Below are 20,108 nucleotides of genomic sequence, written 5' to 3'. Positions count from 1 at the left end.
CGGCAGCGTTCCCTCCCCCTTGTGGGGAGGGGTTAGGGGTGGGGGTCCGTGCCGGGCAGACATCTCAGGAATTCCATATGCGATAGCCCTGCCCACGAGGGGAAGATTGGAGCTTCGCCGGTGGCGCCGTTCCTCCGCGAAACGCTGCTTCAGCCGGCCAGAGCGGCCTTGTTTGCCTCGAGGAACTGCTTCAGCGTCTTCGACTTCCGGCCGGAAAGCGTCTCGACCGCGTCCGTCACCATGGCGATGCGGCCGGAACGCGTGTTGGCGTCGAACGACACGATGATGCGGGCAAAGTCCTCGGGAACGCCAGCCGCCTTCACGCCCTCGGTCAGGGCTTCATCCGGAACCTGCACGACATCTAGCGGCTTGCCGGTGACCTCGCTTACCAGGGCCGCAATCTCCGCGGTGGTGTAGGCCTGCGGGCCGGTCAAGGTGTAAGTCTTGCTTTCGTTCGAAACGGTAACGAGGCCGGCGGCAATCGCTGCCGCCATGTCGTCGCGCGCACCGTGCGCCATGCGGCCGTCGCCGGCGGACGTATACCAGTGTCCCGAGGCAATGGCCTGCGGCAGGGCCATGAACAGGTTCTCCTGGTACCAGCCGTTGCGGAAGATCGTGTAAGGGATGCCGCTCGCCTTGATCGCCTGCTCGGTGCCGTAGTGATCATTGGCAAACAGCACCGGCGAAACCGGTTCTGGATTAGGCATCGAGGTGTAGAGAAGGTGGGAAACGCCGGCCTTCTTCCCGGCGGCAACCGCGTTCTCGTGTTGCCTCAGGCGCTTGCCGTGAAGCAGGTCGATCTCGCCGGTCGAGATGATCAGCACCCTGTCGGCGCCCTTGAACGCAGACTCCAACGATAGTGTGTCGTCGAAGTCAGCCGCCCTTGTGATGACGCCTCGGGCCGCCAGGCCGGCGAGGTTTTCCGGATTGCGGGTGGTGGCGATGATCCGTGCCGCTGGAACCTTGAACGTGTCCAGCAGATGGTTGATGACGCCGCGGCCGAGCTGGCCGGAAGCGCCGGTGACGAGAAGGGTTTCGGTCATGGAAGATCCTGACATTGCGCCGCTAAGGCGGCTCGAGTGGCAGTCTCAAAAAGAGACCAGCACTAAAATAGGAATTGACCCTGGGCCGTAAAGAAGGCAGTTTTTCGGGAGGTAGGCAGGCGCAGGGAACCAGCGGTGGACAGCAAGATCGTCAATCTGAGATCGAAGATGGAGGTCTACAAGGCGATCTCCGGCGGCGGCAATTTTGCAAATTGTCCAGTCCGCGATGTCATCCAGGGGGTGAGCGGCAAATGGAGCTCGCTGCTGATGATGGCGCTGGCCGAAAAGCCCTATCGGTTTGGCGAATTGCGGCGGCTGGTGCCCGATATCTCACAGCGCATGCTGACGCAGACGCTCCATGATTTGCAGCGTGACGGCTATGTGCATCGCGAAGTGTTCCCGACCAAGCCGCCGAGCGTCGAATACAGCCTGACCGATCTCGGGCATTCGATGTTCGGCGCCTTGCATCAGCTGATCCTATGGGCCGAACTCAATCATGACGCGGTGCGCGACGCGCGTTCCGGCTTTGATGCCATGCAGGCTTGAACGGCAGTTAAAACCCGCGGCTTGATTTCGTCGGGCGGCTGAAGGATTGTCCCGGCCAGTTCGGCTTGGGGGCATTGGCATTTCCTACGACATAGCAATTGCCGGCGCCGGGCCGGCGGGATTGGCCATGGCGCTCTATCTCAAGCGTGCCGGGCATCGGGTCACGGTCTTCGAGCGCTTCGATGAGCCGAAGCCGGTCGGCTCCGGGCTGATTCTGCAGCCGACAGGGCTGACGGTCCTGGCCGATCTTGGCCTGCTTGACGACATACTCGCGCTGGGCAGCCGTATCGACCGCCTGCATGGCGCCGATGCTTCCACGGGCCGTACGGTGCTCGATGTCCGCTACGATGCGCAACGCGGTGGCCGCTTCGGGCTGGCGGTGCACCGGGCGGCCTTGTTCGGCGTGCTTTTCCGCGCCGCGCAGCGCGAGGCGATCGCCATCGAGACCGGCGTCGAGATCGAGGCTCTGGAGACCGGCGAACGGGCGACGCTGATATGCGGCAACCGACGAAGGGCAGGGCCGTTCGACCTCGTCATCGACGCCAGCGGTTCGCGCTCGAAACTGCGCCGCGCGAGCGCTCCAGGCGAGCCAAGAGCACTCACCTATGGCGCGTTCTGGGCCGCGCTTGGTTGGCGCGGCGACGGTTTCGATGAGCATGCGCTGCTGCAACGCTACGACAAAGCGAGCGTGATGATCGGCGTGCTGCCGGTCGGCCGGCCGCAGCCGGGCGCTGAAAAGATGGCGGCCTTCTTCTGGAGCCTGAAGCCGTCGGATGCCGATGAGGTGCGCGTCCGCGGCCTGAACGCCTGGAAGGAAAGGGTGGTCCGGCTGTGGCCACAGAGCGAGGCGTTCACCAGCCAGATCGACAGTTTCGACCAGCTCTCGCTGGCCCGCTACGGCCACCACACGATGAAGCTCCCGGCCGGTAGGCGATTGGCCGTCATCGGCGACGCGGCGCATTCCACCAGTCCGCAACTCGGGCAAGGGGCGAACATGGCGCTGCTCGACGCGGCGGCGCTCAGCCATGCGCTGGTGCGGACAACGAGTGTCGACGCAGCACTGGAGGCCTATGCGAAGGCGCGGCGCTGGCATGTCCGCATCTTCCAGGCGCTGTCGCTGGCATTCACGCCGTTCTACCAGTCGGATTCGGTGGCGCTGCCCTTGATCCGCGACAGGCTGGTGGCGACGGTGGCAAAAATCCCGCCGGCGCCGCAGTTTCTCGCCTCGATGGTGGCCGGTACGGTGATCGATCCGTTCAAGCGGATTGGGCTGACCGAAGCGCGGTGGCTGGATCGTTTTTCCGGATGAGGCCTGAAAGGTGCGATCCCTTCGCTTGCAGGAAAGCATGCAGGCGCTGCGGATAGTCCGGCGCCACGGCTTGCCTGATCGACGGGCGTTCACTCAACGCCTTGCGCCAGGCTCGGACGAGCGGTTTGCCGTCCAGAATGCCGAAATCACCGATGCGGTCGAAGACATCGAGATAGCGGAAGACCGGACCGTAAACGGCGTCGACCAGCGAAAAGTGCTTGCTGGCGAACCAGGGTCCGCCGGGCTCGTCCGCCAGCTCGGCTTCGAGGCGATCGAACATGGCGGACAGCGCGCTGGATTCGGCAAGGAAGCCAGCCTCGGTCGAGGCTGAATAGAACCGGCCGATGGCGTTGAGGGTTGCCGAACCGAACTCGATCCAGGCGCGATGACGGGCGCGGGCATAGGGATCGACAGGGTGGAGGGGGTTGGCCTGCGTCTCTTCGAGGAATTCGAGGATGACGGCCGATTCGAAGATCGCCGTTTCCTCACCATTTCGCTGTACCCGCAGCAGCGGCACCTTGCCGAGCGGCGAGATCGCCTTGAACCAGTCCGGTTTGTTGGCGAGGTCGATATCGACGCGCTCGAACGGCACGCCCTTTTCGGCCAGCGAAATCGCGGCGCGCTGCACATAGGGGCAAAGGTGATGGCTGACGAGAATGAGCTTGTCGGCGCGTGTGCAGGTTTCGTGTTTCATCGGATCGGCTTTCCAGGGTTAATGCAATTGCATCTATATAGATGCACATGCATCGACCGTCAAGCTTGATGCAATTGCATCTATCGTCTAGGAATGCGCCATGACCGAGAAAGCCACGCCTTCGCCCGAAGCCATCAAGGCCTGGGCTCGCCTGATGCGCGTTTCGCGCCAGCTGATGGAAAGCGCCGAGGAGGCGTTGAAGGCCGCCGGCCTGCCGCCGCTTGCCTGGTACGACGTGCTGCATGAGCTCGCCGAGGCGGGTGAGGGCGGGCTGCGGCCGTTCCAGCTCATCGAGCGCACGCTGTTCGCGCAATACAACATCTCTCGGCTTCTGGCCCGCCTAGAGGCCGACGGACTGGTGGAGAAGCTGCCGGTGGCCGATGACGGCCGTGGCCAGACCATCCGCATCACCGCCAGCGGGCGAGAGATACGCCGCCAGATGTGGGCTGTCTACGGACGCTCGATTGCGGAACTGGTAGGCGCCAAATTGTCGGCGGATGAGCTGACCATGGTCTCGGCATTGCTTGGACGGCTGCGTCAACCGCCAGCCGGCGACTAGGCGAGGCTGTCGCGCGCGGCAACGCTCATCCACTTGCAGATATTTTGCTCTCGTCCTCTTGCGTGCGGCCTTGGAATGCGCAATATGCCGAACCGTAACGTACGGTACGGATTGCCGAGTGATCGGCGGCCTGCCTTTCGAGAGAAGAGCGTGTTGCACATCTTGCCCGACATCGACACCAGCGAAGCGCTGACAGAACGGCAGAAGGCCGTCCTCGACGCGGCGTTGCGGCTGCTGGTCGAGGAGGGCGATCATCTGACCATGAACGCCGTGGCGCGCCGCGCTAGCTGCTCCAAGGAAACGCTCTACAAATGGTTCGGCGACCGTGACGGGCTGCTGACGGCGACGGTGCAGTGGCAGGCCTCGAAAGTGCGGGTGGCGCCGGTTGACGGCAAGGGGCTCGATCTTGCCTCGCTGACCGCAAGCCTCGAACGCTTTGCCTCGGACTGGCTTAAGGTGATCTCCAGCGACACGTCGATCGCCCTCAACCGGGTGGCGGTCAGCCATGCGGGCTCGGGTAAGGACAATCTCGGCGCCGTCGTGCTTGAGAACGGCCGCTTCGCATTGGCCAAACGGTTGAAGCCGGTGCTTGAGGCCGGCCGACGGACCGGTCTTTTGGATTTCGCGGATGCCGAGACGGCGTTCCGCACCTTTTTCGGGCTGGTCGCCCGCGACGTGCAGATCCGTCTGCTGCTTGGCGACCGGCTGGAATTGACTGAGGCGGCGATCGGCGGCGATGCCGCGCGCGCGACGCAGCAGTTTCTCGCTCTTCATGGAGCAACAACCGGCCGCAAGGCCCTCTGATTTGTAAAAACGGGAAGGAAGACAAAATGCGCGTCTATTACGATCGTGATGCCGATCTCAATCTGATCAAGGGCAAGAAGGTCGCCATCATCGGCTATGGCAGCCAAGGCAGGGCGCATGCGCTCAACCTCAAGGATTCCGGCGCCAAGGAGATCGCCATCGGCCTCAAGGCCGGCTCGGCGACCGCCAACAAGGTCGAGGCCGACGGGCTCAAGGTGATGAGCGTGGCGGACGCCGCCAAATGGGCCGACCTGATGATGATGGCAACGCCGGACGAACTGCAGGCCGACATCTACAGAAACGAGATCGCGCCGAACATCCGCGACGGTGCCGCAATCGCCTTCGCGCACGGCCTCAACGTGCATTTCGGCCTGATCGAGCCGAAGTCGACGGTCGACGTCGTCATGATCGCGCCGAAGGGTCCCGGCCACACGGTGCGCGGCGAATACCAGAAGGGCGGCGGCGTGCCGTGCCTGGTCGCCGTCAACCAGGACGCTTCGGGCAATGCGCTCGACCTGGCGCTGTCCTACGCCTGCGGCGTCGGCGGCGGCCGTTCGGGCATCATCGAGACCAATTTCCGCGAGGAATGCGAGACCGACCTGTTCGGCGAGCAGGTCGTGCTGTGCGGCGGTCTGGTCGAGTTGATCCGGGCCGGTTTCGAGACGCTGGTGGAAGCCGGCTACGCGCCTGAGATGGCCTATTTCGAGTGCCTGCACGAGGTCAAGCTGATCGTCGACCTGATCTATGAAGGCGGCATCGCCAACATGAACTACTCGATCTCGAACACTGCCGAATGGGGCGAATATGTCTCGGGTCCGCGCATCATCACCGCCGAGACCAAGGCCGAGATGAAGCGCGTGCTGAAGGACATCCAGACGGGAAAATTCACCTCGGAGTGGATGCAGGAATATCGCGCCGGCATGTCCCGCTTCAAAGGCATCCGCCGCAACAATGACAGCCACCAGATCGAGGAAGTCGGCGCCAAGCTGCGCGCGATGATGCCCTGGATTTCCAAGAACAAGCTGGTCGACAAGGCCAAGAACTGAGCGAAATCCACAAGCGCTCGAAAACAGCGGCTTCCATGAACAAAAAACGGCGCCAAGTGGCGCCGTTTTTTCATTCTGTCGGTCGGCTCAGCTACAGGTCAGCTCAATAGGGTGAGTAGCACTGCTGGCGCGGGCCGTTGTAGGGCTGGAAGGTGTTGTCGTAGGCCCGGTACGACCGGTAGCGGTTGTAGCACCATTGGACATGGGCGCTCGAAAGCCGTCCCGCGCGGTAGTAGCGGCGCGGCGCCGGCCGGTCATAGTAGTCGTAATTGTTGTACATGCTGCCGAGGCCAAGCCCCAGGCCAAGGCCCAGGATCGCGGCACTCGCGCCATCATCGTAGTAACGGCCGCCGCGATAGTGATGGCGACCATGGCGCCAACGCCAGTTGTCTCCACCATTCCAGTTACCGCCGCCGCCCTGCCAGTGTCGACGGCCGCCGTCCCAATTGCCCGACCGGCGCCATCTCCAATCGTCGTTGTTGAACTGACGGTTGTTGCCGCCGGCCCAACTGTCGCGAACCGGCGTGACATTCGGCGCCGCCGTGCTGGTTGGTATCGACAGATCCGGCTGCATGATCGGTCCGGCGGCGGACGGTGCCGTGACGCCGGACAGGATACCGAGGGCTATCAGCCCCGATTTGACCGTGGAAGAAAAGAGCGAACTCATTGCACTCTCCAAGAGTTACAGGCCCCACGCCCACCCGAGGAATGGGCAACAATGGATGTTTGCATCTGAACGGCGGATGAACGGAAAGGTTCCGTCAACCATGACGCGAACGCGCCCAGGACCAATCGATCTCAGATGGTGGTTTTGCGCGCTTGTTTTCCGAAGCACTTGCGGGCAAAGGTCATGGCATGTCGCTGCGCCTTGCCACCTTCAATGTCGAGAACCTGATGAACAGGTTCGATTTTTCCGGCTATCGCAACCAGCTCAACGAGGATCGAACGCTGGCGCTGTTCGATATCCAGAGCGAGGCGGAATACAGGATCCTGGAGCAGGCCCGCGCCATCGCCCAGTCCGACGACACGCGCCAACTGACGGCGCTGGCAATCGCTGCCACCCGGGCCGACATCATCTGCATGCAGGAGGTCGACAACATCGAAGCGCTGAAGGCCTTCGAATACGGCTATTTGTTCAAGATGGTGGGGCAGGGCTACCGGCAGAAATACACCACATCGGGCAATGATTCGCGCGGTATCGACGTTGCCGTGATGATGCGCAACGAGACCGCGCAGGGCCAGCCGATCGAATTCGTGCGCATGACCAGCCACGCCTACGTCACCTACGAGCAGTTCGGGCTGCACACGCCGGAACTCGAGGTACTGGGCAATCAGGCCAATGAGCGCATTTTCCGGCGCGACTGCCTGGAGATCGACGTCACCGTGGGCGGCGTGCCGCTGACGCTCTATCTCGTGCATTTCAAGTCGATGGGCTCGCCGCGCAACGGACTCGACGGGCGCGAGGCGACGATGCCGGTGCGCATCGCGGAGGCGCAGGCCGTGCGCCGCATCATCGAGGAGCGCTTCGGTGGGGACACCGCTGACAAAAGTGGGGCCGCCGACAAACGCTGGGCGATCTGCGGCGACATGAATGACTATCGCCAGCGCGTGAAGGTAGCAGGCGATGCGATCGACGGTTATCGCTTCGAGGTGGTCGACGAAGCCCTGTCCTGCATCAACGTGCTGACGGCAGGCGGCTTTTGCGAAAATGTCGTCGAGCGGCGGCCGGAGATGAACCGCTGGAGTTTCTACCACACGCGAGGACCCGAAGAGCGGCATCTGTGCCAACTCGACTACATTCTGTTGTCGAAGGGGCTCGCCGCCAGCAACGCAACGGCCGTTCCCGACATTATCCGCAACGGCCAGCCCTGGCGCACCATTTTTCCGCCCGGCCAGGAGGTCGAGCGGTTTCCGCGCGCCGGCTGGGACCGGCCGAAGGCATCGGATCATTGCCCGGTGGCGATCACGCTGGACATTGTCCGGTAAGCAGTATTGGGGCCTGATACGGTATGAGTTTCGACCTGCCGCGCAACGTCATCCTGCCGGTCGACGACATCGACGTCCGGCTCGATCCCGGTCCGCACCCTTTCGCAAGGGACAATGCAGAGGCGATCGCCGAGAACTGGCAGCACGAAATCGCCGCCAATCCGGCGCTGTTCGACGGCATGGTGGTGCTGCTGTCGCAACTTGCCTACCGCGACAGCCGTCTCGTCGGCCGCTGCCATGCGGTCAATTACTCGACGTTCATGCTGTGGCGGAAGCGGCGCGAGAATTCGGGCGCCGAGCATGCCTATGCCCATGCCATGCTGGTGGCCGGCGACAATGCGCTGGTGGCGATCCGCATGGGGCCGCACACAGTCAATGCCGGCCGCGTCTATTTCGCTGCCGGCTCGTTCGAGCCGATCGATTTTCGCGATGGGCTGGTCGATGTCGATTTCAACATGATGCGTGAGGTGCGCGAGGAAACTGGGCTCGACCTGTCAGGTGCTGAACGCGGCAAGCGATACCACGCCATGTCGACCAGCAGCGGCACGGTGATCTTCCGCCGCTATCACGAGACGGCGCCCGCAGACGAGATCGCCAGGCGCATCTCAGCCTTCGTCGCCACCGAGACCGAGCCGGAGATCCAGGGGCCGGTGATCATCCGCCATGCGGCCGACCTGCCGGATGGGCTCTCGCCGCACATGAAGCCGCTGATCGAGTGGCATTTCGCAAACATGGATTAAGGGCGCGTTTTGTCCTGTGCCGCCTTGCGATCGTTGTGGGCAGCGACGAGGAACAGGATGAAGCCGATGCCCAGCAAGCCGCCAATCGCCATTCCCATCGTCTGGCCGACGACTGCCTGGAAATCCGATGTGACGCGGTCGGGATTGGCCATGCCGTAGCGGGCGAGATACCACCAGATGCCTGCAAGAGCCGCCTCGATGATGACCATCGCCAGGATCAATCGCGCCTTCTTGCTCATCCCGCTATTCCTCCACCCAAGGTCAATTGCCCTAGCATCGCGAACAGTGTGGGGACAGTGGCGGGCCGGGTGGAAACGTCGAAGACTGTGCAAAACCGGGTCGGAGCGCCGGCCGCGTTCTGGCCGGGTTGCCCTATTCGTGCCTTAGCGCGTCGATCGGATCGAGCCTGGCGCCGCGCAATGCCGGGAAGAAGCCGAAGACCATGCCGATCAGGGCGGAAAAGCCGACGGCGAGCAGGATCACCGCCGGGCTCGGCGCAAACGGGATGGTCAGCGTCACCGCGGCGAGGCCGGCCAATGCCAGGCCGATCAGGATGCCGATGATGCCCCCGAGCAGCGACAGCACCGTCGCCTCGACCAGGAACTGGATCAGGATGTGCTTCTCATGCGCGCCGATGGCCAGCCTGATGCCGATCTCCCGGGTGCGCTCGGTGACCGACACCAGCATGATGTTCATGATGCCGATGCCGCCGACCAGCAGGCTGACGCCGGCGACGGCGCCCAGCATGCCGGTCATGGTGGTTGTGGCGCTGGCCATGGCGTCGGCGATCTGGGTCATGTCGCGGATGGCGAAATCGCTCTCGCGGTCCGGCGTGATGCGGCGCGCATCACGCAAAATGTCCTCGACGCGCGGCTGCAACTCGCTGGTCGGCGTACGGTCATCGGCGGCGATGTATATGTTGTCGATGTCGCGGTTGCCGGCGATGCGGCGCTGGTAGGCGTGCAGCGGCATCAGCACGACATTGTCCTGGTCCTGGCCGAAGCCGGTATAGCCCTTGGGCTCGAGCAGGCCGATGATCTTGCAGGAGGTGCGGTTGACGCGGATGATCTCGCCCTCCGGATCGCCGGCGCCGAAGAACTGCTGGCGCACCGTTTCGCCGATCAGGCACACGCCGGTGCCCGAGCGGGTTTCGGAATCGCTGAACGGGCGGCCCGACACCAGCTTCCAGTCGCGCGCATCGAGATAGGCGCTGTCGGTGCCGGTGACGCCCGAGGTCAGGCTCTCGGTGCCGAAGATGACCCGAACCTGCTTTTGCGAGGCCGGTGAAATCGCGCGGGCGCCAGTTAGATGCGCCACCAGCGCCGTCAGATCCTTTTCGGCCAGCGGACGCACCACCTGGTCGAGCCCGCCCGGTCCGCCGGGGCCGGCCGGGCGGCCGGAGCGGACCACCAGCAGATTGCTGCCGAGCTTGGAGATGTCGGCCTTGACCTTTTGCGTGGTGCCGGAGCCGATGGTGAGCATGGCAATGACGGCGGCAACGCCGATGACGATGCCGAGCAAGGTCAGGAACGAGCGCAGCACGTTGCGGCGGATCGAGCGCAGCGAGAGGCGGACGGTTTCCCAGATCATGGCTGTGCGATCTCCAGCTTCCTGGAATCCGAAGCGACATGGCCGTCGAGGAAGCGGATGGTGCGTTCGGCATAGTCGGCGACGTCGGCCTCATGCGTGACCATGGCGATGGTCAGGCCGAGCTCGGTGTTGAGCCGGGTGAGCAGTTCCATGATCTCGTGCGTGCGGGCGGTGTCGAGATTGCCGGTCGGCTCGTCGGCGACGAGGAGTGTCGGGCGGGTGACGATGGCGCGCGCGATCGCCACGCGCTGCTGCTGGCCGCCGGACAGTTCGGCCGGCGTGTGGTGCTCGCGGCCGACAAGGCCGACCTCCGCCAGGGCCTGCATGGCAAGGTCTCGGCGCTCTCGCGCGGCAACACCGCGATAGATCAGCGGCAGTTCGACATTTTCGGCCGCCGTGGTGCGGGCCAGCAGATTGTAGCCCTGGAAGACGAAGCCGACATAAAGGTTGCGCAGCATGGCGCGGCGGTTACGGTCGAGGCGGCCGGCGTCGATGCCCATGAAGGAATAGGTTCCGGCCGTCGGCGTGTCGAGGCAGCCGATGACGTTCATCGCCGTCGACTTGCCGGAGCCGGACGGACCCATGATGGCGACGAATTCGCCACGCCGGATGGCAAGATCGACGCCCGCCAGCGCATGCACCTTGGCCTCGCCCTGGCCGTAGCTCTTCCAGACCTTGTCGAAGGTGATGAGGGTCGCGCCCGCAGCCACGGCATCAGCTCCGCTGCTGCGACGCGGTGATGATTTGAGCGCCTTCGTCCAGGCCCGAAATGATCTCGGTCAGTTCGCCGTCGGTGGAGCCGATCTTGACGTTGACCGGGTGCGGACGCCCATTCTCCAGCACGTAGAGCGTGCGCGAGCCGTCGGTGGGCACTGTGGCGGCCTGGCGCTGGCGGTTGCCGCCGGGGTGCCCCATGCGGCCGGTGAACAGGTCGCTCAGACTCCAGCCGCGGGCGGCCTGCTGCGCCGGACGATAGCGGAAGGCGGTGGCCGGCACGGTGAGCACGCCCTTGGCCTGTTTGGTGACGACCGAAACGGTGGCGGTCATGCCGGGCCGCAGCAACAGCTCGTTGTTGTCGACCTCGAGCCGCGCATTGTAGGTGACGACGCCGTCGGTGGTGACGGAGGCATAGGAGATGTCGCGGATCTCGGCATCGAACGGCCGCTCGGGGAAGGCATCGACTGTGAAGCGGGCATGCTGGCCGGATTTGACCGCGCCGATGTCGGCTTCGTCGACCGCCGCCACCAGTTCCATGTTCCTGAGATCGGCGGCGATGATGAACAGCACCGGCGCCTGCAGCGAGGAGGCAACCGTCTGGCCGGGATCGACCGATCGCGTCAGCACGATGCCGTCGATCGGCGCATAGATGGTGCTCTTGGCAAGGTCGGTCTGCTGCGCCTTGAGGTCGGCCTGGGCGATGGCGAGGTTGGCCTGCGCACTGTCCAGCGCTGCCTTGGAACGGTCGCGCGTGGCGGTTGCTGCTTCAAGCGACTGGTCGGTCGCCATGCCGCGCCTAGTCAGTTCCGCGGCGCGCACCAGCGCCTTCTCGTTTTCGGCCAGCGTAACCGTGGCGTCCTCGACATTGGCGGCGGCGGCCTTGGCCGAAGCTTCGGCGCGCTCGATCTGGACTTCGAGTTTCACCGTGTCGAGGGTCGCCAGCACGTCACCCTTCTTGACCTGCTGGTTCTCCTCGGCCGAGACCGAGCGGATGATGCCGGACAGTTCGCTTGAAATGTCGACCTGGGTCAGGGGCTGCAGCGTGCCGGTTGCGGATACTGCGACGGTGAGGTCGGCCTTGGCGGCAGGCACGGTGGTGTAGTCGATCCTGGCCGGCGAGCCGGCATACCACTGATAGACGCCAAGCCCGGCGACGACCACGATCAGCGCCAGCAGCGCATAGAGCCAGCCGCGCCGGCGCGACTTGCGCCGACCCGTCATGTCGAGCCCGAGCGCCGTCTCGATGGCGGAATCCGATTCCGTCTTTGGCAGATTGACAATCTGGTCCACGCTGGACCCCTATAACGCGTAGTGTCCCTATCTGTGCACAGATCAGGCTTACTGGTTCAAATATCAAATTAAATTTCGCCCATGTTGGGATTGAGGCAGGAATGAAAACCCGGAATTACTTGCTTTACGATGTGTTTACGACCGAGCGACTGGCCGGCAATCCCTTGGCCGTCGTGCTGGACAGCAAGGGATTGGACACGGCCGCGATGCAGGCCATCGCGCGCGAATTCAACCTGTCGGAATCGGTTTTCGTGCTGCCGCCGGACAATCCCAAGCATAAAAATCGCATCCGCATCTTCACGCCCGACTATGAAATGCCGTTCGCCGGCCATCCGACGGTGGGTGCGGCGATCGCGCTGGCCGAACTGGCGGAAGAGGGCGGCGCCGGCATCTTCGTGCTGGAAGAAAACATCGGCCCGGTGCGGTGCGCCGTCAGCAAGCATGACGGCAACACCTTTGCCGAGTTCGACCTGGCGAAGCTGCCGGAGCCGCTGAAGCTCGAGGCCGATCCGGAGGCGATCTGTGCGGCGCTTGGGTTGACGCCGCACGAGATCGGCTTCGAGAATCACCGCGTCGCGTTCTGGTCGGCGGGCGTGCCCTACGTCACCATTCCGGTTGCCAATCTCGAAGCGGCGGGCCGGATCCGGCTGGACAACCAGGCCTGGTCGGAACTGGCGCCGCGCAAGAGCGAGTGGGCCTTCGCCAGTCCCTATGTCTACTGCCGCGAAACGGTGAACCACGAAAGCGCCTTCCATGTCCGCATGATCGTGCCCGGCACGCCTTCCTACGAGGATCCGGCGACCGGCTCGGCGGCTGCGGCCTTTGCCGGCGCCATCATGCATTTCGACGCGCCGACCGACGGCATTTCGCAGCTGTGGATCGAGCAGGGGCTGGAGATGGGCCGGCCATCGCGCATCCGCCTCGAACTGACCGTGCAAGGCGGAAAACTGGCCTCGGCGCGCATTGGCGGCAACGCGATCAAGGTGGCGGAGGGCAAGCTGTTCATCTGATTGAACGCATGCTCGGTCGATTTGTCGGGAAATGATTCCGGCAGGGCTGGACAGGACCGATGGTGGCGGCTATATGCCCGCCAACGCCGGTTTTTGCCGGCCGAGTGGGTGCGTAGCTCAGTTGGTAGAGCAGCTGACTCTTAATCAGCGGGTCCACAGTTCAATCCTGTGCGCACCCACCAAATTTCTAGAAGAGTTGGTGGAAAGACCCTGAAAACGAGACGCGTTTGACGCGTCTCGAGCATGCGTCTGGCCGTGATTCTTCAACCGCTATCCGGATCTCGTGGCGATTCAGCCGCGTTGAAAAATGCGGCTCAGAAACCGGCCGAATCGAAAAGCAATGCTCTTTTCCCCGGTTGAGAATCGCCGATGCCGGAAGATGCTTCCTTTGTCGTAACAACGGCTTCTTTGTCGGTCGATACGGGGGTTGGATACCTACTTCTCCGAAACACCCGCTTCTGCAAAACTTGCCATGCGGGCATGGCATTCCAGCGCCGAGCGGACGATGTTGACGGCGAGGCACGCGCCGGAGCCTTCGCCGAGCCGCATGCCGAGATCGAGCAGCGGCGGCAGGCCGAGGGCTTCGAGCAGGCCACGGTGGCCGGATTCTGCCGAAACGTGCGCGGCAATTGTGTGGGCGAGGCCGGTCGGGTGCAGTCTGGCCAGCGGGGCCGCGGCGGCGGTGCAGACGAAGCCGTCGAGCAGCACGGGTATGCCCACATGGCGGGCGGCCAGCGTGGCGCCGAAGATGGCGGCGAGTTCGCGGCCGCCGAGCGTGGCAGCGATAGCAAGCGGATCGGCAAGGGCGGCGGCGTGGCGCTCCAGGCCGGCTTCGATGGCGACCACCTTGCGCTTGAGGCCGGCGTCGTCGACACCGGTGCCGCGCCCGGTCCATTTTTCAGCACCGCCGCCGAACAAGGCGGCTGAAATGGCGGCTGCAGGCGTGGTGTTGCCGATGCCCATTTCGCCGAAGCAGACGAGGTCGAGGTCTTTTGTCACCGCGTCGTAGCCGGCCGACACGGCGGCGAGGAACGACTTCTCGTCCATCGCCGGCACTTGGGTGAAATCGCCGGTGGGATGGTCGAGATCGAGCGGAATGACGTCGAGTTCGGCGCCGGCCATGCGGGCAAGCTGGTTGATGGCGGCACCGCCGCCGGCGAAATTCGCCACCATCTGCACGGTGACCTCCGAAGGATAGGCCGAAACGCCTTGCGCGGTGACGCCATGGTTGCCGGCGAAGACGAAAACCTTGACGCGGTCGAGTTTTGGCATGTCGCGGCCCTGCCAGCGTGCCAACCACGCGGCGATCGTCTCCAGCCGGCCAAGGCTGCCTTGCGGCTTGGTCAGCGTGTCTTGGCGGCGGACGACCGCATTGGCCGCGGCATCGCTGCCGGCCGGCAGGTCGAGGCAGGCGGCGCGCAATTCACTAAGCGATTTGAAGGGCATGGGGGCAAAGTCTCCGAAAAGGAATCAGGCCAAGGGATCAGGCCAAGGATCAGGAAAGCGCTACGGAAGCGACGAGCAGCACCGCGATCTCGCTTGCCTGCTGCAAGGCTCCGATCGTGTCGCCGGTCTGGCCATCGATCTGGTTGAGGCAAAGGGCGCGGAAAGCGGCAAACAGCAGGCCAAGCAGGATCAGCGCGAAGACGGCGCCGCCCAATCCGAGCAGGAGCAGCGGGATCGCGCCGAGCACGGCGCCGGCCATGGCGGTTTCCTGCGAGACGGTGCCGGCATCGGCCGAGAGGCCGTCGACGCGCGCTGGAGGCAGCAGATGCATGAAAGCGCCAAGCAGGCCGCGCGAGGCCGCGTGCGCGGCCAGGAGGGCGAACAGGGCCTGTGTAGGGTCGACGAGTTCCGACAGCGCGCTCCAGCGGATCAGCAGCGACAGGCCCAGCGCCGCCGCACCATAGGCGCCGATGCGGCTGTCGCGCATGATCTCGAGTTTGCGGCCGCGTGATTTGCCGCCGCCAAAGCCGTCGGCGACGTCGGATAGCCCGTCCTCATGCAGGCAGCCGGTGGTGAGCACGGTTGCCACAAGCGCAAGTGCGGCCGCTGGCCCCATGGCCAGGCCAAACCGTTCCGCCGTGGCGAAGACGATGGCGCCGATCAGGCCGACGACAAGTCCGGCAATGGGGGCTGCCCAGATCGCGGCGGCAAGACTGCGGCCGCGAAAATCGAAGACGGGCAGCGGCAGACTGGTGAAGAAGACCAGGCAAAGCGCGATGTCGTCGACGACCTGCCGCGGTGAAAGAGCCAGATTCTTGAACTTCATGCTTTAGCCCCTCGCAATCGCATGGAAGAAGGTGCCGCTGACATGGCCGCGCCGGTAGCCCGAGGCGCCGATCGGGTTGCCCTGCCCGTCGGCGAGGTCGGCCAGCGGCTCGTCATTGCCGGTGGCCGTCATCTGCGCATAGTGGAATTCGTGGCCTCGGATCAGCGCGCCTTGTGAGCCCAGCGGGCAATCGGCGCGCAACCGAGCCTCGCGATAACCGAGATTCATCTTGCGTTTGGCGAAGCTGGTGGAATGGCCGAGCAGGCCGAGCATGGCATGCGTTTCGCCTGACGCGTCCTCCAGCGCTCCGCCCAGCACCATGAAGCCACCGCACTCGCCATGGATGGGCTTTGTCGCGGCGAAACGGGTCATCCCGGCGCGGAAAGTCGCGGCGGCGGCGAGGCGGCCGGCGTGAAGCTCGGGATAGCCGCCGGGCAGCCAGCAAACATCGCAGGTCTCGTCGGGCGCTTCGTTGGCGAGCGGCGAGAACGGGACGATTTCGGCACCCGCCTTGCGCCAGTAGGCGGCGACATGTGGATAGAGGAAGGTGAAGGCGGCATCCTCGGCCAGTGCGATGCGCTGGCCGGGCGGCGCCAGCGCGTCGTCGAAGCCGCCATGTGCCGGGGTGAGGGGTGTCGCCAGGGCCATGATCGCATCGAGGTCGAGCGACTTTTCCGCCATGTCGGCCAGCCGGTCGAGATGCGTCATCAGGTCGTCATACTCGCCGGCCTGGACGAGGCCGAGGTGGCGCTCGGGCAAATTGAGCGTGGGATCGCGCAGGATGGCGCCGACGACCGGCAGGCCGATCGCCTCGATGGCCTCGCTGCACAGCTTGCGGTGGCGCTCACTGCCCAGCCGGTTGAGCACGACGCCGGCCATGCGCACATCCGGATCATAGGTGGCAAAACCCTTGGCGACGGCTGCTGCGGTGGTCGACTGGCCGGAAACGTCGAGCACCAGCAGCACGGGCAGGCCGTAGAGCCGCGCCAGATCGGCCGCCGAACCGGTGCGGCCCGGCGAGGCCGGAATGCCGTCGAACAGCCCCATGGCGCTTTCGAGGATGACAAAATCGGTGTCGTCGGCGGCCTGCGCGGCGAGCGCGTTGAGCAGCGAGGGCGGCATTGCCCAACTGTCGAGGTTGACGCCAGACAGGCCCGTGGCGGCGGTGTGGAAGCCGGGGTCGATATAATCTGGGCCGGATTTGGCGCCCCGCACCTTCAGCCCTCGCCGGGTTAGCGCGCGCAGGATGCCGATGGTGACGCTGGTCTTGCCCGAGCCGGAGCGCGGCGCGCCGATGATGATGGCGCGGGCCGTCATGCTTGCCCTGCCAGTGCCGCGCGCATTGCAACGATGCCGCCGACGACGATCAGCGCCGGCGAGGCAAGACCGGCGGCGGCCGCTTGCTCGGCAATGGTGGCGAGCGTTGCGACGACGGTCCGCTCCTGCGGCGTCGTCGCGGCGACGATCACCGCCGCCGGCGTCGACGGCGCCAGCCCGCCATCGAGCAGTGCGGCTGATATCAGCGGCAGATTGGCCATGCCCATATAGACGACGACAGGCTGGCCGGTGCGGGCGATCGCCGCCCAGTCGATATCGTCATCGGTGCCGGCGGCATGGCCGGTGGCCAGGATCACCGCCTTGTTGATGCCGCGCATGGTGGCCGGGATGCCGGTGGTGGCCAGTGCGCTGAGGCCCGATGTCAGGCCGGGAAGGACGCGGAACGGAATGTTTTCGCGCACCAGCGCCAAAGCTTCTTCGCCGCCGCGGCCGAAAATATAGGGGTCGCCGCCCTTCAGCCTGACGACGCGGCGGCCGTCGCGCGCCAGCCGCACCAGCAAAGCGGTGATATCGTCCTGTTTCATCGACGGTTTTCCGCCGCGCTTGCCGGCAAAGAACAGCTCTGCGCTTTCGGCAACGGCGACGACATCGGGAGAGACCAGCGCGTCGTAGACCAAGGCGTCCGCCTCGGCCAACGCAGCCAGCACTTCCAGGGTCAGGCAGCCAGGATCGCCGGGACCCGCGCCGGCCAGCCAGACATGGCCCGGTTCCAGCCGTCGCGGCTTGAAATTCAGCCGGGACAAGGCTTTTTCGAGCGTGGCGTTTTCGCCGGTTTTTTTGGTGCTGCCGCTCACAATCCGTCCCGTCCGCGAAAACGCCGCTGATAGTGGGCGTCGTACAATGAACTCTCGCCAAAACCTTCCGCCGCCAGCGAGCGGCCGACAAAGATGATCGCCGTGCGCTCCATCGGATCGGCGGCCAGCAACGCTTCGATGGTCGCCAGCGTGCCGGTCAGCACGCGTTCGTCCGGCCAGGAGGCGCGGAAGACGATCGCCACCGGGCAATCGCCGCCATAGTGTGGGGTCAACTCGGCGACGACGCGATCGATGGCGTGGATGGCAAGATGAATAGCGAGCGTGGCGCCGGTGCGGCCGAAGCCGGCGAGCGTTTCGCCGGGCGGCATTTTCGATGCGCGCCCGGAAATGCGGGTCAGCACCAGGCTTTGCGCGATCTCGGGAATGGTCAGTTCGCGGCGCAATGCGGCGGCAGCAGCGGCGAAGGAGGGGACGCCGGGCGTCAGCGTGTAGGGAATGCCATGCCTTTCCAACCGGCGGATCTGCTCGGCCACGGCGCTCCATACAGACAGGTCGCCGGAATGCAGGCGGGCGACATCGTGGCCAACCTTGTGCGCCGCGACATACTCGGCCTCGATCTCGTCGAGCGACATAGGTGCGGTGTCGATCAGTCTTGTTCCCGGCGCGCAGTGCTGCAACAATTCGGGCGCTACGATCGAGCCGGCATGGAGGCAGACCGGGCAGCTTGCCAGCAGCCTCGCGCCGCGTAACGTGATGAGGTCGGCGGCACCCGGGCCGGCGCCGATGAAATGGACGGTCATGGCGCATCTCCGCTGATGGCGATGGCGCAAGTGACCGGGCCGAGCACCGTACGGGGCCCGAGCAGTCTGGCGCCTTTGCCGGCGACGGCAAGGGCGGATGCCTCGGAAACCGATGGGGTGCCGGCGAGTTCTTGCGAGAGCTCGGAATGGCTGAGCGTGTCCGACGAGACGGCCTGAAGTGCTGCATCATCGACGACGATGACCGGAAGATTCAGCACGCGGCCAGCGGCAGAGATCGCTTCTTCATCCTTCTTGAACTCGGTCGTCGCCAGTGCCGAAAGCGCCGTCATCGCAAGCCCATGCGCTTCTACAGCGGTTTCGACCGCCGCAAGCACGTCCTCGACGCTCACCCCTTTTCGGCTGCCAATACCCGCGACCATCATGGCTTCACCCAGCTCCATTGCGTGACTGGCATGGCTGGCCGCCATGCCTGCATCGCGCCGACCGGCGACGCGCGAGAGATGGCGATGCGGGTGAGATCGCCGCCAAGCGAGACATGGCGGGCGAGAAGCAAGGCTTCCATCTCCAGCGTCACCGCATTGGCCACAAGACGGCCGCCAGTGCGCAGCGCTTTGATGGCAGCGTTCAAGACACCGGCATCGCTGCCGCCGCCGCCGATGAAGATCGCGTCCGGCGTGTCCAGCCTGGCAAGCGCCTTGGGGGCGCTGCCTTCCACCACGACAAGGCCGGGAACGCCGCAGGCGGCCGCGTTGCGGCCAATGCGGGCGGCGCGGATCGGATCGGCCTCGATGGCTATGGTGCGCATCGAAGGATGGGCCAGCATCCATTCGATGCCGATAGAACCGGAGCCGGCGCCGATGTCCCACAGCAATTCGCCGCGCCGCGGCGCCAGCGCCGACAGGGTGACGGCGCGGATCTCGCGTTTGGTGATCTGGCCGTCATGGTCGAACAGATGATCGGCAAGGCCTGATGTGAGCGGCAGGACGCGCGCATCCGGACCCGAGTCAATTTCGACCGCCAACACGTTGAGCGGATGGATGTTTTCGAGATCGAAGGCATCGGCGCGGGTCGAGCGCTGGCTCTCGCTTGGCCCTCCCAACGCCTCCAGGATCGTCAGTCGTGAGGCGCCGAAGTCGAGTTCGGTGAGCAGGCGCGCTATTGCCGCCGGCGCATCGCTATCCGACGTCAGTGCCAAAATGCGCGCGCCTGGCTGCAGCAGCGGCCGGATCAGATCGAGCGGCCGGCCGTGCAGCGAGACGGTCTCGATGTCCTGCAGCGCCCAGCCAAGGCGCGCGGCCGCCAGCGAAACGGCCGACGGTGCGGGGATGACATGCATCTCCTGCGGCTTGACCTTGCGGGCGAGGGTGGCGCCGACGCCGTGGAAGAACGGATCGCCGGAAGCGAGCACGCAGACGTTCCTGCCTACAAGGGCGAGTACGTCTCGCATCTCAGCATCGAACGGAACCGGCCAGGTGCGAGCCTCACCCTTGGCGAAGGAGGCGACCAGCGCCAGGTGCCGCTTGCCGCCCAAGATGATCTCCGCCTGGGCAATCCGCTGCTTGGCCTCGTCGCCGAGACCCGCTAAACCGTCCTCGCCGATGCCGACGATTGTGAGCCAGGCGGCGCTCGATTGACCCCTAGCAGGCAT

Annotated in this window: 22 protein-coding genes and 1 tRNA gene; 9 read left to right on the top strand and 14 right to left on the bottom strand. The window is 64.9% G+C overall.

What is annotated here, in order from left to right; all coding sequences use genetic code 11:
* Positions 1 to 149: 149 nt before the first annotated feature.
* Entirely contained in the window at positions 150 to 1,043 is an 894-nt protein-coding gene (locus tag EOA19_RS18665) for an SDR family oxidoreductase (RefSeq protein ID WP_128304440.1), read from the bottom strand.
* Positions 1,044 to 1,178: 135 nt separating this feature from the next.
* Between EOA19_RS18665 and EOA19_RS18660 the strand changes: the two genes are divergently transcribed.
* Positions 1,179 to 1,589 carry a helix-turn-helix domain-containing protein gene (locus tag EOA19_RS18660; protein ID WP_127293162.1) on the top strand — a complete coding sequence of 137 codons (411 nt, stop codon included), beginning with the start codon at positions 1,179 to 1,181 and terminating at the stop codon, positions 1,587 to 1,589.
* Positions 1,590 to 1,635: 46 nt separating this feature from the next.
* Positions 1,636 to 2,898 carry an NAD(P)/FAD-dependent oxidoreductase gene (locus EOA19_RS18655; RefSeq protein ID WP_023812419.1) on the top strand — a complete coding sequence of 421 codons (1,263 nt, stop codon included), beginning with the start codon at positions 1,636 to 1,638 and terminating at the stop codon, positions 2,896 to 2,898.
* Here the strand turns inward: EOA19_RS18655 and EOA19_RS18650 are convergent.
* Complete coding sequence (locus tag EOA19_RS18650) at positions 2,846 to 3,592, bottom strand: glutathione S-transferase family protein (protein WP_023812418.1); 747 nt, start codon at positions 3,590 to 3,592, stop codon at positions 2,846 to 2,848. The two genes, EOA19_RS18655 and EOA19_RS18650, sit on opposite strands and share 53 nt — an antisense overlap.
* Before the next feature lie 100 nt (positions 3,593 to 3,692).
* Between EOA19_RS18650 and EOA19_RS18645 the strand changes: the two genes are divergently transcribed.
* The 3 genes from EOA19_RS18645 to ilvC all read left to right on the top strand — a co-directional run bounded on the left by EOA19_RS18645 (position 3,693) and on the right by ilvC (position 6,001).
* Positions 3,693 to 4,151, top strand: coding sequence for a MarR family winged helix-turn-helix transcriptional regulator (locus tag EOA19_RS18645; RefSeq protein ID WP_023812417.1), 459 nt, complete (start codon positions 3,693 to 3,695; stop codon positions 4,149 to 4,151).
* Positions 4,152 to 4,301: 150 nt separating this feature from the next.
* Positions 4,302 to 4,955 (top strand): TetR/AcrR family transcriptional regulator, encoded by a 654-nt coding sequence (locus tag EOA19_RS18640; RefSeq protein ID WP_023812416.1) that lies wholly within the window; start codon positions 4,302 to 4,304, stop codon positions 4,953 to 4,955.
* Between the two features lie 26 nt (positions 4,956 to 4,981).
* Complete coding sequence (ilvC, locus tag EOA19_RS18635; RefSeq protein WP_023812415.1) at positions 4,982 to 6,001, top strand: ketol-acid reductoisomerase; 1,020 nt, start codon at positions 4,982 to 4,984, stop codon at positions 5,999 to 6,001.
* Between the two features lie 103 nt (positions 6,002 to 6,104).
* Here ilvC and EOA19_RS18630 read toward each other — a convergent pair whose 3' ends face one another.
* Entirely contained in the window at positions 6,105 to 6,668 is a 564-nt protein-coding gene (locus EOA19_RS18630) for a BA14K family protein (RefSeq protein ID WP_023812414.1), read from the bottom strand.
* A 188-nt stretch (positions 6,669 to 6,856) separates the two neighbouring features.
* On the opposite strand from EOA19_RS18630, the gene EOA19_RS18625 reads away from it, so the two are divergent.
* Together EOA19_RS18625 and EOA19_RS18620 are read left to right on the top strand one after the other, a co-directional pair.
* Positions 6,857 to 7,987 (top strand): endonuclease/exonuclease/phosphatase family protein, encoded by a 1,131-nt coding sequence (locus EOA19_RS18625; protein WP_023812413.1) that lies wholly within the window; start codon positions 6,857 to 6,859, stop codon positions 7,985 to 7,987.
* 23 nt (positions 7,988 to 8,010) lie between these two features.
* Complete coding sequence (locus tag EOA19_RS18620) at positions 8,011 to 8,727, top strand: hypothetical protein (protein ID WP_023812412.1); 717 nt, start codon at positions 8,011 to 8,013, stop codon at positions 8,725 to 8,727.
* On the opposite strand, the gene EOA19_RS18615 is transcribed toward EOA19_RS18620, so the two are convergent.
* The 4 genes from EOA19_RS18615 to EOA19_RS18600 form a co-directional block, all read right to left on the bottom strand.
* Complete coding sequence (locus EOA19_RS18615; protein WP_023812411.1) at positions 8,724 to 8,966, bottom strand: hypothetical protein; 243 nt, start codon at positions 8,964 to 8,966, stop codon at positions 8,724 to 8,726. The genes EOA19_RS18620 and EOA19_RS18615 overlap by 4 nt on opposite strands.
* A gap of 133 nt (positions 8,967 to 9,099) precedes the next feature.
* Positions 9,100 to 10,317 carry an ABC transporter permease gene (locus EOA19_RS18610; RefSeq protein WP_128304439.1) on the bottom strand — a complete coding sequence of 406 codons (1,218 nt, stop codon included), beginning with the start codon at positions 10,315 to 10,317 and terminating at the stop codon, positions 9,100 to 9,102.
* The gene (locus EOA19_RS18605; RefSeq protein WP_128304438.1) at positions 10,314 to 11,027 is read right to left on the bottom strand and encodes an ABC transporter ATP-binding protein; all 714 of its coding nucleotides are present in this window, start codon (positions 11,025 to 11,027) and stop codon (positions 10,314 to 10,316) included. The genes EOA19_RS18610 and EOA19_RS18605 overlap by 4 nt, the downstream gene beginning before the upstream one ends.
* Before the next feature lie 4 nt (positions 11,028 to 11,031).
* A complete protein-coding gene (locus EOA19_RS18600; RefSeq protein ID WP_128304437.1) occupies positions 11,032 to 12,324 on the bottom strand; it encodes an efflux RND transporter periplasmic adaptor subunit in 1,293 nt (430 codons plus the stop codon).
* A gap of 101 nt (positions 12,325 to 12,425) precedes the next feature.
* Here EOA19_RS18600 and EOA19_RS18595 point away from each other — a divergent pair, with 101 nt between their 5' ends.
* Both EOA19_RS18595 and EOA19_RS18590 read left to right on the top strand, forming a co-directional pair.
* Complete coding sequence (locus tag EOA19_RS18595) at positions 12,426 to 13,334, top strand: PhzF family phenazine biosynthesis protein (RefSeq protein WP_128304436.1); 909 nt, start codon at positions 12,426 to 12,428, stop codon at positions 13,332 to 13,334.
* 106 nt (positions 13,335 to 13,440) lie between these two features.
* A tRNA-Lys gene (locus EOA19_RS18590) sits at positions 13,441 to 13,516 on the top strand.
* A gap of 253 nt (positions 13,517 to 13,769) precedes the next feature.
* Here the strand turns inward: EOA19_RS18590 and cobT are convergent.
* Genes cobT through cbiE form a run of 7 tightly spaced genes read right to left on the bottom strand, consistent with a single transcriptional unit; the run spans position 13,770 to position 20,108 of the window.
* Entirely contained in the window at positions 13,770 to 14,780 is a 1,011-nt protein-coding gene (cobT, locus tag EOA19_RS18585) for a nicotinate-nucleotide--dimethylbenzimidazole phosphoribosyltransferase (protein WP_128304435.1), read from the bottom strand.
* A gap of 49 nt (positions 14,781 to 14,829) precedes the next feature.
* Complete coding sequence (locus EOA19_RS18580) at positions 14,830 to 15,606, bottom strand: adenosylcobinamide-GDP ribazoletransferase (RefSeq protein WP_128304434.1); 777 nt, start codon at positions 15,604 to 15,606, stop codon at positions 14,830 to 14,832.
* 3 nt (positions 15,607 to 15,609) lie between these two features.
* Positions 15,610 to 16,923, bottom strand: a complete 1,314-nt coding sequence (locus EOA19_RS18575) for a cobyrinate a,c-diamide synthase (protein ID WP_128304433.1) — start codon at positions 16,921 to 16,923, stop codon at positions 15,610 to 15,612.
* On the bottom strand, positions 16,920 to 17,738 hold the full coding sequence (gene cobA, locus EOA19_RS18570; protein ID WP_128304432.1) for a uroporphyrinogen-III C-methyltransferase: 819 nt from the start codon (positions 17,736 to 17,738) through the stop codon (positions 16,920 to 16,922). Before cobA ends, EOA19_RS18575 begins: the two co-directional genes overlap by 4 nt.
* On the bottom strand, positions 17,735 to 18,499 hold the full coding sequence (cobM, locus tag EOA19_RS18565) for a precorrin-4 C(11)-methyltransferase (RefSeq protein ID WP_128304431.1): 765 nt from the start codon (positions 18,497 to 18,499) through the stop codon (positions 17,735 to 17,737). The genes cobA and cobM overlap by 4 nt, the downstream gene beginning before the upstream one ends.
* Positions 18,496 to 18,882 carry a cobalamin biosynthesis protein gene (locus EOA19_RS18560; protein ID WP_128304430.1) on the bottom strand — a complete coding sequence of 129 codons (387 nt, stop codon included), beginning with the start codon at positions 18,880 to 18,882 and terminating at the stop codon, positions 18,496 to 18,498. The genes cobM and EOA19_RS18560 overlap by 4 nt, the downstream gene beginning before the upstream one ends.
* Positions 18,879 to 20,108, bottom strand: coding sequence for a precorrin-6y C5,15-methyltransferase (decarboxylating) subunit CbiE (gene cbiE / locus EOA19_RS18555; RefSeq protein ID WP_128304429.1), 1,230 nt, complete (start codon positions 20,106 to 20,108; stop codon positions 18,879 to 18,881). Before cbiE ends, EOA19_RS18560 begins: the two co-directional genes overlap by 4 nt.

Source organism: Mesorhizobium sp. M7A.F.Ca.US.010.02.1.1 (assembly GCF_004023085.1).
GTDB lineage: Bacteria > Pseudomonadota > Alphaproteobacteria > Rhizobiales > Rhizobiaceae > Mesorhizobium.
Note: the sequence above shows the minus strand (reverse complement) of the source record. Positions and strands in the feature narration are given on the sequence as shown.